Source organism: Bacillus timonensis (assembly GCF_004799755.1).
Classification (GTDB): domain Bacteria; phylum Bacillota; class Bacilli; order Bacillales; family Bacillaceae_L; genus Ferdinandcohnia; species Ferdinandcohnia timonensis_A.
Genome location: NZ_SLUB01000020.1, coordinates 56,006 through 71,857, shown reverse-complemented (window position 1 = coordinate 71,857; position 15,852 = coordinate 56,006). Strand labels below are relative to the sequence as shown.

Genomic DNA, 15,852 nt, shown 5'->3' with positions numbered 1-15,852 from the left:
GTTCGGTCCCTATCCGTCGTGGGCGTAGGAAATTTGAGAGGAGCTGTCCTTAGTACGAGAGGACCGGGATGGACACACCGCTGGTGTACCAGTTGTCCTGCCAAGGGCATAGCTGGGTAGCTATGTGTGGAAGGGATAAGTGCTGAAAGCATCTAAGCATGAAGCCCCCCTCAAGATGAGATTTCCCATAGTGTTAAACTAGTAAGATCCCTCGAAGATGACGAGGTTGATAGGTCAGAGGTGGAAGCATGGTGACATGTGCAGCTGACTGATACTAATCGATCGAGGACTTAACCAAATTAATGAATGTAGGAGCGTTATCTAGTTTTGAGGGAATGAATCCTTCAACATAGTCTAGTGGCGATAGCGAAGAGGTCACACCCGTTCCCATACCGAACACGGAAGTTAAGCTCTTCAGCGCCGATGGTAGTTGGGACTTTGTCCCTGTGAGAGTAGGACGTCGCTAGGCACACTAAAGATCAGCCAATATGGTTGGTCTTTTTTATTTGTTTTTGTTTGGATATTAGGGGTGAAGAACGTAGTGCCTGTTTGACAGATGTTGAGCGAGATAGAGTAAAGTAAGCTGAAGAATTGTTCCCGTTTTGAGATTGAATTTAAGTAAATGGTAACGAAAAGGGCGTAATCGTGCCACTTTTAAGATTGTGAAGAGCGTAGTGGTAACGAAAAAGGCTTAAACGTTCCCGTTTTGAGATTGAATTTAAGTAAATGGTAACGAAAAGGGCGTAATCGTGCCACTTTTAAGATTGTGAAGAGCGTAGTGGTAACGAAAAAGGCTTAAACGTTCCACTTTTGAGATTGTATTGAAGGAAAGGGTAACGAAAAGTGTGGAATCGTTCACGTTGTTAGGGTGTATATTAAAAAATGGTAACGAAAAGGGCCGATTCGTTCCTGTTTCGTGGGATAGATGAAGCAATAGGTAACGCATGCACTACATAAGCTTTTTTAGATTGTCAATTTTAATAACGGCAAAGATTTAGGTAATGACGACAAAGCGAACTTCTTTAAGAGACTCATAATTGTAAAAGATTAGGAAACTCCGATCTAGCAAACGTCCTAAAGAGGTTCTCATTTATAAAAAAATAGGGGACGCCAAACATGCAAACTCCATTAGTGGTATATTACGCACCAGCAAACTGATAAACGATATACCACAAAAAGCCTCACCGGTATACCACTCATTCCCAACTGATAAATGATATACTGAAAACTCGATTACCGGTATACCGCGCATTTGCAAACTGATAATTGGTATACTGCAAACTCCATTAGCGGTATATCACGCACCAGTAAACTGATAAACGATATACCGCAAAAACCCTCAACGTTATATCGCCTACTACCACCTACCCTCAAACCGATATTGGTATACAGCAAACAGCACAACCGCCACCGCCATAATCGTTTTTATTAACCCACCCAGAATTCTGAACAAATATACAATTCGACAGCCAACTATATACCAATACAGAGTATTAATCATTAAGATAACTCCCCATATATAAGTGTAAAATTTTACATTTCAAAAATGATCTATATTATTAATTACAATGTTTATGATAATAAACATCTTAGGTACTACGGCGGAACTATTATTTTAAAATAGGTGTTTTTGATAATCATAAACGTTTTGAACGAATCGTATAATGATAAAACACTACCTTTTTTTATTTGAATTAAAGGGGATTTTAAATTTCCTATCGAATAAGTAATTTACAGGTCGTCTATGTCTATAGAACAGGGGGATGTGACATGGCACAATTTTTTGCATCGTTCCAAACTCAAGAATTTTTAACGATGTCAATTCGTATTTTTATGGCTGCGCTATTATGCGGATTAGTTGGGTTGGAAAGAGAAGTACATAAACACCCTGCCGGATTTCGTACACATTTACTGGTTGGAGTTGGTTCTTGTTTAATGATGCTGATGTCTATCTTTGGGTTTCAGCCTTATTTAGAGATGAGTACGAATGTCCGTTTTGACCCTGCACGAATTCCGTCATATGTAATAAGCGGTATTGGATTTTTGGGTGCGGGTACTATTTTGGTAAGGGATGCTACGGTTCGTGGGCTAACTACGGCAGCATCGATTTGGGTTGTTGCGGGCCTAGGGTTAATAATCGGGTTAGGGATGTATGCGCCAGCCATATTAACAACAATTGTGGTTTTATTAAGTTTAATTTTTCTAAACCGATTTGAAGAGTTCTTTTTTAAATCCAGAAAACGAAAAGTTGTTCATATCATTATTCATGAGAATATATCCTCATCTTCATCCATTTTAAAATTATTTAAGGATAATGGTTTTAAGGTGAAGGATTTTAATATTAAGTATTCAAAGGATAAGGTAGAAAACAACTGCCAATACACAATTGATGTGGAAGTGGCAAGTAAAAATGAACGTTTACGCTTATATGAAGAAATGTCCAGGCGGGAAATGGTACAAAAAATTTTTTAATTTGGTGTTTAGAGAGGTACTTGGTTTGGAAAGTATAGGATAGTAAAGCCCTTTAAATGGAAAATGATTGCCTTTTTCTACTTCAATTTCACATGCGAAACAGTTGAAAAATTAGTGCAGTCATTTTATATTATAATTATAGTCAAATATAGTCAAAGTCAAGGTGAGGTGTGGTCATAATGAGGAATATATCTGATATCATTGAACAATATCTAAAAAGTGTTCTTGATACAAGTGATCGAGCTATAGTTGAAATTAAAAGAAGTGAGATTGCCGATAAATTTGAATGTGTCCCATCTCAAATTAATTATGTGATAAATACAAGGTTTACGTTAGAGAGAGGCTATTTGGTGGAAAGTAAAAGAGGTGGCGGAGGCTACATTCGAATTATGAGAGTGAAAACAAATGACGACTCTCAACTGATTAAGCAGCTTGTACGCCTTATCGATAAACGGATCGCCCAAACAAGTGCTGAGGACGTTATTTTGCGCTTGGTTGAGGAGGAAGTAATCTCAAAAAGAGAGGCGAAGATCATGTTAAGTGTGATTGACCGTTCTGTCTTGTTTATCGAGCTTCCACATCGGGATGAATTAAGAGCAAGAATGTTAAAGGCAATGCTTACATCCCTCATGTATAGATAAAAGGTTACTAAATAGGAAGGTGTTATCATGATATGCCAAGAATGTAATCAACGTCCTGCAACATTTCATTTTACAAAGGTGATTAATGGTGAAAAAACAGAGGTTCATATTTGTGAACATTGTGCTCAAGAAAAAAGCGAGATGTTCATGTTTCCAGGCACATCTGGCTTTTCAATAGATAACTTATTAGCAGGACTTCTTCAGTTTGAGCCACTTACCGGTTCACAGCAACATGCATTTCAAAAAAATGAAGTATTACAATGTGAAAACTGTAAAATGACTTTCCAACAATTTGCAAAGGTAGGTCGGTTTGGCTGTTCGCAATGCTATCCAACCTTTGAAAAACAACTTACCCCAATTTTAAAACGTCTGCATAGTGGCAATACACATCATACAGGGAAAATCCCAAAACGAATCGGAGGCTCCTTCCATATTCGGAAAGAGATCGAACAACTAAAGCAAAAGATGCAGGAATATATTTCGTTAGAAGAATTCGAAAAAGCTGCAGATGTTCGTGACCATGTAAGGGATCTTGAAAAGAAACTGAGTGGTTACAAAGAAGGGGAGGTTTAATCAATGTCACTTGAGCGTTTTATCAATCAAGCTTTGAGTGCTTGGATGAGTCAAGAAGGTCCTGATTCGGATATTGTCTTAAGTTCACGGATTAGACTTGCTCGAAATCTGAAAAATGTACCTTTCTCAACGGTTTATTCAAATGAAGAGGCTGGGCAAATCGTTGACGTCTTTCAAAAGGGGTTTGCTGGAAAGAGCTTTCCCTCAATTGGAGAATTCGAATTATTAAAAATGACGGAGCTTCAGCCTAATGAAAAAAGGGTGTTGGTTGAAAAGCATTTAATAAGTCCACATTTAGCCGAAAACTCTCAATTAGGAGCTTGTCTTTTATCCGAAAATGAAGAAATTAGCATTATGATTAATGAAGAGGACCATATACGAATACAATGTTTATTCCCAGGGTTGCAATTATCGGAAGGCTTGCAGGTTGCAAACAACTTAGACGATTGGATAGAGGAGCATGTTGATTATGCATTTGACGAAACTAGAGGCTATTTAACAAGCTGTCCAACAAATGTAGGAACTGGACTAAGAGCCTCCGTGATGATGCATCTTCCAGCTCTTATTCTTACACATCAAATGAGTCGTATCATTCCAGCAATCAATCAACTTGGTCTAGTTGTAAGAGGAATCTATGGTGAAGGCAGCGAGGCGCTAGGGAATATTTTTCAAATATCCAATCAAATCACGCTAGGAAAGACGGAAGAAGATATTGTAGAAGACTTAAAGAGTGTGGTTGCACAGTTGATTGCACAAGAGCGCTCAGCGCGAGAAGCGCTTGTGAAGACTTCCAACATACAATTGGAGGACCGCGTATTTCGTTCCTATGGGGTTTTAGCTAATAGTAGGATCATTGAATCGAAAGAAGCAGCTAAGTGTTTATCAGATGTTCGATTGGGTATTGATCTTGGCTATATTAAAGATATATCAAGAACCATTCTTAATGAACTCATGATTTTAACTCAACCTGGATTCTTGCAGGTCTATGCTGGTGGGGCATTAAGGCCAAATGAAAGGGACGTCAGAAGGGCGTCTATTATTCGAGAAAGATTAAAACTAGAAAATAATAAGACTACTGACATGGAGGGTGATGGGTTATGATGTTTGGCAGATTTACTGAGCGTGCACAAAAGGTGTTGGCGTTAGCTCAAGAGGAAGCTGTGCGATTGGGACATAACAATATTGGAACTGAACATGTATTATTAGGTCTTGTCCGCGAAGGCGAAGGGATTGCCGCAAAGGCCTTGCTTGCACTTGGGTTAGGTCCTGAAAAAATACAAAAAGAAGTAGAAGCTCTAATTGGACGTGGTCAGGAAGGTTCACAGACCATCCATTACACACCACGTGCGAAAAAGGTAATTGAGTTATCAATGGATGAGGCTCGTAAGCTAGGTCATTCCTATGTAGGAACAGAACACATCCTACTTGGATTAATTCGCGAAGGCGAGGGAGTTGCAGCACGAGTATTAAACAATCTTGGAGTGAGCCTCAATAAAGCTCGCCAACAGGTTTTACAATTACTGGGAAGTAATGAATCGTCATCAGGACATCACGGTAGTGGTTCTGCTAATGCGAATACGCCAACCCTGGATAGCTTAGCTCGTGATCTTACGGCGATTGCAAGAGAAGGCAGCCTTGATCCCGTGATTGGACGAAGTAAAGAGATTCAACGGGTGATTGAAGTGCTGAGCCGTCGTACGAAAAACAACCCTGTTTTAATTGGGGAGCCTGGTGTTGGTAAAACGGCTATTGCTGAGGGATTAGCTCAGCAAATTGTAAACAATGAAGTTCCAGAAACGCTTCGCGACAAGCGTGTAATGACCCTTGATATGGGTACTGTAGTTGCAGGTACAAAATACCGTGGAGAATTTGAGGACCGCTTGAAAAAGGTAATGGATGAAATTCGTCAAGCAGGGAATATCATTCTGTTTATTGATGAACTTCATACGTTAATCGGTGCTGGTGGTGCTGAAGGTGCAATTGATGCATCGAATATTTTAAAACCATCTCTTGCTCGCGGTGAGCTTCAATGTATCGGTGCAACAACTTTAGATGAATATAGAAAATACATTGAAAAGGATGCTGCTCTTGAGCGTCGTTTCCAACCAATTCAGGTGGATGAACCATCTGTAGAAGAGTCTATTTTAATATTAAAAGGATTACGTGACCGTTATGAGGCACATCATAGAGTATCAATCTCGGATGAATCGATCATTCAAGCGGTTAAGCTTTCTGACCGTTACATTTCAGATCGCTTTTTGCCAGACAAGGCAATTGATTTGATTGACGAGGCTGGTTCAAAGGTTCGCCTTCGTTCGTATACAGCTCCGCCAAATCTAAAGGAGCTTGAATTAAAGCTTGAAGAGGTTCGTAAGGAAAAAGATGCAGCCGTTCAAAGTCAGGAATTTGAAAAAGCTGCTTCATTACGTGACTCAGAGCAACGCCTTCGTGAACAGTTAGAAGAAACGAAGAAAAACTGGAAAGAAAAACAGGGCCAAGAGAATTCAGAGGTAACAGTGGATGATATTGCAATGGTTGTATCAAGCTGGACTGGGGTCCCTGTATCAAAACTAGCTCAAACAGAAGCGGATAAATTACTAAATATGGAGGAGATCCTACATTCACGTGTGATTGGTCAGGAAGAGGCTGTAAAGGCAGTTTCAAAGGCTGTAAGGCGTTCACGTGCTGGATTAAAGGATCCGAAGCGCCCAACAGGTTCATTCATATTCCTAGGACCAACAGGGGTCGGAAAAACAGAATTAGCGCGTGCCTTAGCTGAATCTATTTTTGGTGATGAGGATGCGATGATTCGTGTTGATATGTCTGAGTACATGGAGAAGCACTCTACATCAAGATTGGTAGGTTCGCCTCCAGGATATGTAGGCTATGAAGAAGGTGGCCAATTAACAGAAAAGGTTCGCCGTAAGCCGTATTCCGTTATCCTTTTAGATGAAATCGAAAAAGCACACCCAGATGTGTTCAATATTTTGCTTCAAGTTCTAGAGGATGGTCGTTTGACAGACTCTAAGGGTCGTACGGTTGATTTTAGAAATACGATTTTAATTATGACATCCAACGTCGGAGCTAGCACATTGAAGCGAAACAAATATGTCGGCTTTGCGCTTGATGATGAGAAGCAAGATTATCGCAATATGAAGGATAAGGTTATGGAAGAGTTAAAGAAAGCATTTCGTCCGGAGTTCCTTAACCGTATTGATGAAACGATTGTCTTCCACTCACTTGAGAAGAAGCACTTGAGGGAAATAGTTACCTTAATGGCAGATCAATTAACAAAACGCTTGCAAGAGCAAGAGTTTGAGCTTGAATTAACTGAAGCTGCTAAAGACCGAATTGCAGAAGAGGGATATGACCCAGAATACGGAGCACGTCCATTACGCCGTGCGATTCAAAAACAAATTGAGGACCGTTTGTCTGAAGAACTATTACGCGGTAATATAGAAAAAGGAAAGAGAATTGTAATGGACTATACTAACGGAGAATTTGTAATTCAGACGAAAGAAACCGAAGAAACAAAAGAAACAGTGAAATAAAAGTAAGTAAGTGCTAAAGAGGTATACATCAAGAATTGATTCGTGTATACCTCTTTTTTCTTAAGAAAGGATTAAAAACAATGGCAAAAACAAAGACGAAGTTTACCTGTCAGTCCTGCGGCTATGAATCGGCAAAATGGATGGGGAAGTGCCCTGGATGTGGAGAATGGAATTCATTAGTTGAGGAAACCTTACATAAACCAGCTAGAAAAGGTGCTTTTGCTCATTCGAGTCCTACTGTTCAGCGCAAGCCTTCACCAATCACTTCAATCGAGTCGGAAAATGAACCTAGAATGTATACAACAAATAAGGAATTTAATCGCGTACTTGGTGGCGGAATCGTCCGTGGATCACTTGTTTTAATTGGGGGTGACCCAGGGATAGGGAAGTCGACCCTGTTGCTACAAGTATCCTCTCAAATAGCCAAACAAAGTAAAGTTTTATATATTTCCGGAGAAGAATCGGTCAAACAAACGAAGTTAAGGTCTGATCGACTGGGGGTTTCTTCTGACCAATTGTATGTTTTAGCAGAGACGGACCTTGAATTTATTTCCCAGACAATTACTGAGCTAAACCCGTCTTTTGTTGTAATTGATTCGATTCAGACTATTTATCACTCTGACATCTCTTCGGCTCCTGGCAGTGTTTCTCAGGTGCGGGAATGTACGGCGGAATTAATGCGAATCGCGAAGACAAATGGGATTGCTATTTTTATTGTGGGTCATGTTACGAAAGAGGGAAATATCGCAGGTCCTCGTTTGCTTGAACATATGGTGGACACCGTTCTTTACTTTGAAGGAGAAAGACATCATACGTATCGTATTTTACGTGCTGTAAAAAACCGTTTTGGTTCAACGAATGAAATGGGCATTTTTGAGATGAAGGAAACGGGCCTAGAAGAAGTTGCCAACCCTTCTGAGATATTTCTTGAGGAGCGTTCTGCAGGTGCTGCAGGGTCAACAGTTGTTGCGTCTATGGAAGGTACACGACCCGTACTTGTCGAAATTCAGGCGTTGATATCACCAACTAGTTTTGGAAATCCACGCCGCATGGCAACAGGAATAGATCATAACCGGGTTTCTTTATTAATGGCAGTATTAGAAAAAAGAGCGGGGTTTCTCTTGCAAAATCAAGATGCATATTTAAAGGTTGCCGGTGGTGTAAAGCTGGATGAACCAGCAATTGATTTAGCGGTTGCCTTAAGCATAGCGTCTAGTTTTAGAGATCAACCGACAAACCCCACAGATGTAATTATTGGCGAAGTTGGGTTAACTGGAGAGGTAAGACGCGTTTCTCGAATTGAGCAGCGGGTCCAAGAAGCAGCAAAACTTGGCTTTCAGCGAGTAATTCTTCCTGAGCGTAATTTAGGTGGTTGGACCATTCCTAAGGGAATTGAAGTGATAGGTGTGAGTGATATTAGGCAAGCCATCCAACATACATTAGGAAAATAATCTAAAATAAAGAATTGAAAAATCTAGTGAAAATGAAACAATTTTATTGCTTTATTCGTATAGTAAGTGTGAACCGTGGACATCCATCATTCAAAAGTCAACTAGAAATAATTTTTACTAAAGCAGTTATAATTTTATCAGGATTAAAAAATAATATATGAGTAGCGTTTTACACATCGATGTCATTCTGTTTACATTTTAAAAAAAGCTATTTATTGTAGGTTTCAATTATTATAAAGTGATTATAATGAATAGGAGGAGGTGAAGGAATGTTAAAACGTATTGTGCAGCTCTTTTTTCTAATCGTCGGAGGTATGCTTGGAATTGTCTATCTACCGGATGTATTAAAGCTGTTAAATATCGACAATATTCCATATCTAAATAACTCATATACGCTTGCGATTTTAGGTGCTATTATATTATTTATTGTTACATTTTGGTTAGTAGATTATATCGTAGGTTTAATTAAATGGCTGGAAGAGTCATTGATCAAGGCTCCTGTTACAGATGTTTTATTTGGAAGCTTAGGGTTGATTTCCGGATTGATTGTAGCTTTTTTAATCGTGATTCCATTAGACCGTATTTCATTTTCGGTAGTAAATACAGTGCTTCCAATTTTTATTACTTTGCTTTTGGGATATTTAGGGTTTCAAGTTGGTTTTAAAAAGCGGGATGAACTTGTAAATTTATTCTCTATTAACCGATCTGGTAAAAAGAAGAGCTTGGAGGAAGAGGAAGTAAACCAACAAGCCAAAAAACTGAAAATTTTAGATACAAGTGTTATTATTGATGGACGTATCGCAGATATATGTCAAACTGGGTTTCTTGAAGGAACAATTGTAATTCCTCGATTTGTGTTAGAGGAACTTCAGCATATTGCAGATTCTTCTGACGTATTAAAACGAAACCGCGGTAGAAGAGGACTCGATATTTTAAACCGAATTCAAAAAGAACTAGCGATTAAAGTTGAAATCTACGAAGGTGATTTTGACGATATTCAAGAGGTTGATAGTAAGTTAGTGAAGCTTGCAAAATTAACGATGGGTGTAGTCGTGACGAATGACTTTAACTTAAACAAAGTTTGTGAGCTGCAAAATGTGGCGGTGTTAAATATTAATGACCTAGCGAATGCGGTGAAGCCTGTGGTGTTACCTGGCGAAGAATTAAGCGTTCAAGTCATTAAGGATGGAAAAGAGCATAATCAAGGTATCGCTTATTTAGATGACGGTACGATGATCGTAGTCGAAGAAGGTCGCGACTATATTGGAAAACGCATTGAAGTGCTTGTAACGAGTGTTTTACAAACATCAGCGGGTCGAATGATTTTCGCGAAGCCAAAATTGCTTGAAAAGGCATTATAATTGAATCGTGTTAGGGGCGTTACGGGGTGAATTATCAGGTTGTCATTCCTGCGGCAGGACAAGGAAAACGAATGAACGCAGGCAAGAATAAACAATTCATTGAATTGCGATCAATACCAGTTATTATTCATACATTACGAGTTTTTGAACAGGACCCAATGTGTAAAGGAATTATTTTAGTCATTAATATGGATGAACAGCCCACTTTTGATGAGTTGATCCGAACCTATAACGTCCAAAAGGTTGTCTCTTTCGTTCAGGGTGGGAGTGAGCGCCAGTACAGTGTCTACAATGGTTTACAAGCTGTGAAGAACACTGATATTGTGTTGGTTCATGATGGTGCAAGACCCTTTCTGAAACAAGAGCATGTTCATAAACTAGTCAATGTTGCGGCAGAAAAAGGGGCAGCTGTGCTAGCAGTTCCCGTAAAGGATACAATTAAACGCGCCTCTCGTGATTTATATGTAGAAGAAACAGTTGAACGTTCTAGCTTGTGGGCCATTCAAACCCCACAAGCTTTTCATGTTTCTATCTTACAAGAAGCACATGAGATGGCTCAAAAAGAAGGTTTCCTCGGCACAGATGAAGCTAGTCTCGTTGAAAGAATTCCAAAACAAGTATATATTGTAAAAGGTGATTACTTAAATATCAAACTAACAACTCCAGATGACTTAGTTTTTGCGGAAGCGATTTTACAAAACTGGACAAGCTAAATAAAAAGCGCAATGGTGCGCGTGACAAAAGACTAGAAAACTTAATAAAGGGGGAAAACCAATGTTTCGTATTGGACAGGGCTTTGACGTTCACCAATTGGTTGAAGGACGCCCGTTAATTATAGGTGGAATTACCATACCATATGAAAAAGGACTACTAGGACATTCAGATGCAGATGTATTGCTCCACACCGTTTCTGATGCCTGTCTGGGAGCGATTGGTGAAGGTGACATAGGTAAGCACTTTCCAGATACAGACCCAAATTTCAAGGATGCGGATTCTGCAAAACTGCAACAGCATGTATGGAATTTGGTGAAGGAAAAGGGCTATAAGCTTGGAAATATTGACTGCACGATTATTGCTCAAAAGCCAAAAATGGCTCCGTATATTGAACACATTAGAGTGCGGATTGCCGAGTTGCTAGAAGCAGATTCTTCACAGGTAAATGTGAAAGCAACAACAACTGAAAAGTTAGGTTTTACGGGTCGCGGTGAGGGAATTGCAGCACAAGTAACGATTTTGCTACAAAAGGTAGAGAACTAATTATTGGGTTTACTAAATTTGTGTTAAAAATCTAGATGATACTAAGCGTTGTAACGGAGGGTACATATGACAAATAACGTACGTGTGCGCTATGCACCAAGTCCAACAGGACATTTACATATTGGAAACGCAAGAACAGCCTTATTTAATTATTTATATGCACGAAACCAAAACGGAAAATTCATCATTCGTATTGAAGATACTGATAAGAAACGAAATATTGAAGGTGGCGAAGAAAGTCAGCTGAAATATTTGAAATGGCTTGGAATTGATTGGGATGAGGGACCGGATGTTGGTGGTGAGCACGGACCATATCGTCAATCAGAACGTAATGAGATTTATGAAAAGTATTATACAGAGCTTCTTGAAAAAGGTCTTGCTTATAAATGCTTTTGTACGGAAGAAGAAATTGAAAAAGAACGTGAAGAGCAGATGGCACGTGGTGAGACACCTCATTACTCAGGTAAATGCCGTCACTTAACGAAGGATCAACAGGAAGCTTTAGAAAGTGAAGGAAGACAGCCGAGTATTCGTATCATTATTCCGCAAGGCAAGGTTTATACGTTTCATGATATGGTTAAAGGCGAAATTTCTTTTGAGTCAGAAGGCATGGGCGATTATGTAATTGTGAAGAAGGATGGAACTCCGACTTATAATTTTGCAGTAGCCATTGATGATCATCTCATGGAAATTTCACATGTTTTGCGTGGGGAAGACCATATTTCCAATACACCGAAGCAAATGGTGGTGTATGAGGCTTTTAACTGGGATATTCCAACATTCGGACATATGACATTAATCGTTGGCGAAAACCATAAGAAGCTAAGCAAGCGTGATGAGTCTATTATTCAATTTATTGAGCAATATGAAGAACGTGGATACCTGCCAGAAGCCCTATTTAACTTTATTACGCTATTAGGTTGGTCGCCAGGTGGAGAAGAAGAGCTACATACAAAAGATGAGTTTATTGACATTTTTGATCCAGCCCGTTTATCTAAATCACCAGCAGTTTTTGATACGCAAAAGCTTACATGGATGAATAACCAATATATTAAGAACATTGAACTTGATCGCCTAGTTGAGCTTTCGCTACCACATTTAATCAAAGCAGGTAGATTGAGTGAGCCATTGAGTGATTCAGACAAACAATGGGTACGTGACTTAATTGCACTACATCAAGAAAAAATGAGCTATGGAGCGGAAATCGTTGAACTAACCAACCTTTTCTTTAAGGATGAAGTAACGCTTGAAGAAGATGCGAAGGAAGTTCTTGCGGGAGAAACAGTTCCTGAAGTACTAAAGGCCTTTTTACAAGAGGTTGAAGGTCTTGAAACATTCGGTGCAGATGAAATTAAAGCATCCATTAAAGCTGTTCAAAAAGGTACAGGACAAAAAGGTAAGAATCTTTTCATGCCGATTCGTGCAGCGGCAACGGGTCAGCTTCACGGGCCAGATTTACCACAAGCGATTCACCTATTAGGAAAAGAAAAAATAATTTCACGCCTTAAAAGTTTAATTAGTTAACATCTGGCTGAAAATGTAATATAGTATAGGTAACAAATTATATATTGTAAAAGTGTTGATAAGGAGAGTAAATAAGTTATTTACTTTAAAGTATTTGTGAGTTCAAGCAAATACGAACAGAGAGAACCATCACCGGCTGAAAGTGGTTTAAGGGAAATGCTTATTGAAATGCACCTTTGAGTCTTTTATCGAACCGATAGCGTAACGGGTAACGTAGTAGATAAAAGCGGCGGCTCACCGTTAAGAGATTAAGTTGAGGTAATGGGATTTTCATTGCCTAAACAGAGTGGAACCGCGTGAATATAGCGTCTCTGTGTTTTTACACAGGGGCGCTTTTTATTTTGGAAAAAGGTCATGTCTAGCTCCGGCGCCCAGCCCCTCGAGATCACAAGCCAATCGCTTCTGAAGGCAAACGCGCCTTCAGTCAGGGCTTGTCTTGTACTTGTCGGACTCGAACAGGATGTGCTGGCATCGACGTTTGCCACAGGACGTAGCAGTAGTTAGTCGATGTTCCACTTCCAAGGCGCTACCGCTTTTCTAATAAGGAGGGTTGATTGTGTTTAGAACTATGAAAGAGGATATCGAGGTAGTATTTGAACAGGATCCGGCAGCAAGATCTCATTTTGAGGTCATCTTAACATATTCTGGATTGCATGCCATTTGGGCACATCGTGTAGCGCACTTTCTTTTTAAACGCAAGATGTTTTTCTTGGCTAGAACGGTATCACAAATAAGTCGCTTTTTTACAGGAATTGAAATTCACCCTGGAGCTAAAATTGGTCGTCGTTTTTTTATCGACCATGGCATGGGCGTAGTCATTGGTGAGACGTGTGAAATCGGAGATAATGTGACTGTATTCCAGGGGGTAACACTTGGCGGTACAGGAAAAGAAAAAGGAAAGCGACATCCTACAGTGAAGGACAATGCCCTTATCGCATCAGGAGCAAAAGTATTAGGATCCATTACAATTGGAGAAAATTCAAAGGTAGGAGCGGGTTCGGTTGTTTTGCAAGATGTTCCTCCGAATTCGACAGTTGTTGGAATTCCAGGTCGAGTAGTGATTCAAGACGGCGTCAAAATTAGAAATACGAAGGACTTAAATCATCGAGATTTACCAGATCCTGTTTCAGATAAAATCAGAGAGCTAGAAAATGAAATAAAAAGCTTAAAAGAGGAAATACAGAAAAAGGAAGGAGCAACGGATAATGCCCATTCACATATATAATACACTGACACGAAAGAAAGAAGAGTTTAAACCCCTTGAAGAAAATAAGGTAAAAATGTATGTGTGCGGTCCAACCGTTTACAACTACATCCATATCGGAAATGCACGACCAGCTATCGTATTTGATACAGTCCGACGCTATTTTGAATTTAGAGGCTATGACGTTCATTATGTATCTAACTTCACAGATGTTGACGATAAATTAATCAAAGCAGCAAATGAGTTAGGGGAAGAAGTGCCAACCATTGCCGATCGTTTTATCAATGCCTATTATGATGACGTGTCTGCATTAGGATGCAAAAAGGCAGATGTTCACCCAAGGGTCACCGAAAACATGGATATTATCATTGATTTCATCCAAGCCTTGATTGAGAAAGGGTTTGCCTATGAATCAGAAGGTGACGTGTACTACCGCACAAGGGAATTTAAGGAATATGGTAAGCTTTCACATCAATCCATTGATGAACTCCGTGTGGGTGCAAGAATTGAAGTTGGAGATAAGAAGCAGGATGCCCTTGATTTTGTACTATGGAAAAGTGCCAAGCCTGGTGAAATATACTGGGAAAGTCCATGGGGCAATGGACGCCCTGGCTGGCATATTGAATGCTCAGCGATGGCAAGAAAATACTTAGGTGAGACCATTGATATTCACGCAGGTGGTCAAGACTTAGCATTTCCACATCATGAAAACGAAATTGCACAATCAGAAGCAGTAAATGAAAAGACTTTCGCCAACTATTGGATGCATAACGGCTATATTAATATTGATAATGAAAAAATGTCAAAATCCCTAGGGAACTTTGTATTAGTTCACGATATTATCAAAGACATTGATCCACAGGTATTGCGCTTTTTCATGCTGTCTGTTCATTATCGTCATCCAATCAACTACAACCTTGAATTACTGGAAAGTACGAAAAACGCATTAGAACGATTACGTACTTCTTATACCAATCTAAAGCATCGTCAGGAAAGTAGTACAAATTTAACAACGAATGATGACGCCTGGTTAGAAAAAATCAAAGGCTTTCGAAACGAGTTTATCGTAGCAATGGATGATGATTTTAATACAGCAAATGCCATTTCTGTTTTATTCGACCTTTCGAAACAGGCGAACTATTATTTACAGGAAAAAAATACGTCGGAAAAAGTGATTGAAGCCTTTTTACAAGAGTTTGAGGTGTTATTCAATACGCTGGGACTTAAAGTCGTGGATGAGCAATTACTTGATGAGGAAATCGAAGAACTTATTGCAAAGAGAAATCAAGCGCGTAAAGACCGTGATTTTGCTCTATCCGATCAAATCCGTGATCAACTAAAAGCTATGAATATTATTCTTGAAGACACTCCTCAAGGGACAAGATGGAAAAGAGGATAGCATGAAAATGTTTTTATCAGACAATCAAATTGATAGCCATCAATTAAATAGTCTTGCTCTTGCTTATATGGGTGATGCTGTATATGAAATGTATGTACGGCATTACCTTTTGCAAAAAGGGAGTGTGAGACCTAATCAACTTCATAATCAGGCAAAGCATTATGTTTCTGCCAAGGCTCAATCCGCTGTCATTCACAAGATGCTGGAGGAAGAGTTTTTTTCCGAAGAGGAACAGGGAGTCATTAGAAGGGGCCGCAATGCGAAGAGTGGAACCGTCCCCAAAAATACAGATGTCCAGACATACCGATACAGTACTGCATTTGAAGCTTTACTAGGTTATCATTTTTTACAAAATGACGAAGAGAGAATCCATTCTATTATTGAAGAGGCGTTTCGAATCATTGAATCTTAAGAAAGGA

General features: G+C 39.4%; 13 protein-coding genes, 2 rRNA genes and 1 other annotated feature. All 15 genes read left to right on the top strand.

All coding sequences use genetic code 11. The features are described 5' to 3' along the window. Positions 1 to 298: ribosomal RNA gene (locus tag E1I69_RS12530) — 23S ribosomal RNA — on the top strand; the annotation flags it as partial. Positions 299 to 353: 55 nt separating this feature from the next. Continuing rightward, positions 354 to 469: ribosomal RNA gene (rrf, locus tag E1I69_RS12525) — 5S ribosomal RNA — on the top strand. Between the two features lie 1,301 nt (positions 470 to 1,770). Then, the gene (locus E1I69_RS12520) at positions 1,771 to 2,472 is read left to right on the top strand and encodes an MgtC/SapB family protein (protein WP_136379940.1); all 702 of its coding nucleotides are present in this window, start codon (positions 1,771 to 1,773) and stop codon (positions 2,470 to 2,472) included. A gap of 176 nt (positions 2,473 to 2,648) precedes the next feature. Further along, a complete protein-coding gene (locus E1I69_RS12515) occupies positions 2,649 to 3,113 on the top strand; it encodes a CtsR family transcriptional regulator (protein WP_412899281.1) in 465 nt (154 codons plus the stop codon). 27 nt (positions 3,114 to 3,140) lie between these two features. Continuing rightward, positions 3,141 to 3,686 (top strand): UvrB/UvrC motif-containing protein, encoded by a 546-nt coding sequence (locus E1I69_RS12510; RefSeq protein WP_136379938.1) that lies wholly within the window; start codon positions 3,141 to 3,143, stop codon positions 3,684 to 3,686. 3 nt (positions 3,687 to 3,689) lie between these two features. After that, a complete protein-coding gene (locus E1I69_RS12505; protein ID WP_136379937.1) occupies positions 3,690 to 4,787 on the top strand; it encodes a protein arginine kinase in 1,098 nt (365 codons plus the stop codon). Further along, positions 4,784 to 7,237 carry an ATP-dependent protease ATP-binding subunit ClpC gene (gene clpC / locus E1I69_RS12500; RefSeq protein ID WP_136379936.1) on the top strand — a complete coding sequence of 818 codons (2,454 nt, stop codon included), beginning with the start codon at positions 4,784 to 4,786 and terminating at the stop codon, positions 7,235 to 7,237. The genes E1I69_RS12505 and clpC overlap by 4 nt, the downstream gene beginning before the upstream one ends. Positions 7,238 to 7,317: 80 nt before the next feature. Beyond that, complete coding sequence (radA, locus tag E1I69_RS12495) at positions 7,318 to 8,688, top strand: DNA repair protein RadA (RefSeq protein ID WP_136379935.1); 1,371 nt, start codon at positions 7,318 to 7,320, stop codon at positions 8,686 to 8,688. A gap of 269 nt (positions 8,689 to 8,957) precedes the next feature. After that, on the top strand, positions 8,958 to 10,049 hold the full coding sequence (locus E1I69_RS12490) for a PIN/TRAM domain-containing protein (protein WP_136379934.1): 1,092 nt from the start codon (positions 8,958 to 8,960) through the stop codon (positions 10,047 to 10,049). Positions 10,050 to 10,075: 26 nt separating this feature from the next. Beyond that, a complete protein-coding gene (ispD, locus tag E1I69_RS12485) occupies positions 10,076 to 10,762 on the top strand; it encodes a 2-C-methyl-D-erythritol 4-phosphate cytidylyltransferase (protein ID WP_136379933.1) in 687 nt (228 codons plus the stop codon). Between the two features lie 61 nt (positions 10,763 to 10,823). Beyond that, on the top strand, positions 10,824 to 11,306 hold the full coding sequence (ispF, locus tag E1I69_RS12480; protein ID WP_136379932.1) for a 2-C-methyl-D-erythritol 2,4-cyclodiphosphate synthase: 483 nt from the start codon (positions 10,824 to 10,826) through the stop codon (positions 11,304 to 11,306). Positions 11,307 to 11,372: 66 nt separating this feature from the next. Further along, positions 11,373 to 12,830, top strand: coding sequence for a glutamate--tRNA ligase (gene gltX / locus E1I69_RS12475; RefSeq protein WP_136379931.1), 1,458 nt, complete (start codon positions 11,373 to 11,375; stop codon positions 12,828 to 12,830). Between the two features lie 46 nt (positions 12,831 to 12,876). Beyond that, positions 12,877 to 13,146 (top strand) — a binding site (T-box leader). 252 nt (positions 13,147 to 13,398) lie between these two features. Continuing rightward, positions 13,399 to 14,055, top strand: a complete 657-nt coding sequence (cysE, locus tag E1I69_RS12470) for a serine O-acetyltransferase (protein WP_431731881.1) — start codon at positions 13,399 to 13,401, stop codon at positions 14,053 to 14,055. Beyond that, positions 14,036 to 15,433 carry a cysteine--tRNA ligase gene (gene cysS, locus E1I69_RS12465; RefSeq protein ID WP_136379929.1) on the top strand — a complete coding sequence of 466 codons (1,398 nt, stop codon included), beginning with the start codon at positions 14,036 to 14,038 and terminating at the stop codon, positions 15,431 to 15,433. Before cysE ends, cysS begins: the two co-directional genes overlap by 20 nt. A gap of 7 nt (positions 15,434 to 15,440) precedes the next feature. Beyond that, on the top strand, positions 15,441 to 15,845 hold the full coding sequence (locus E1I69_RS12460) for a Mini-ribonuclease 3 (RefSeq protein ID WP_165439161.1): 405 nt from the start codon (positions 15,441 to 15,443) through the stop codon (positions 15,843 to 15,845). Positions 15,846 to 15,852 lie beyond the last annotated feature (7 nt).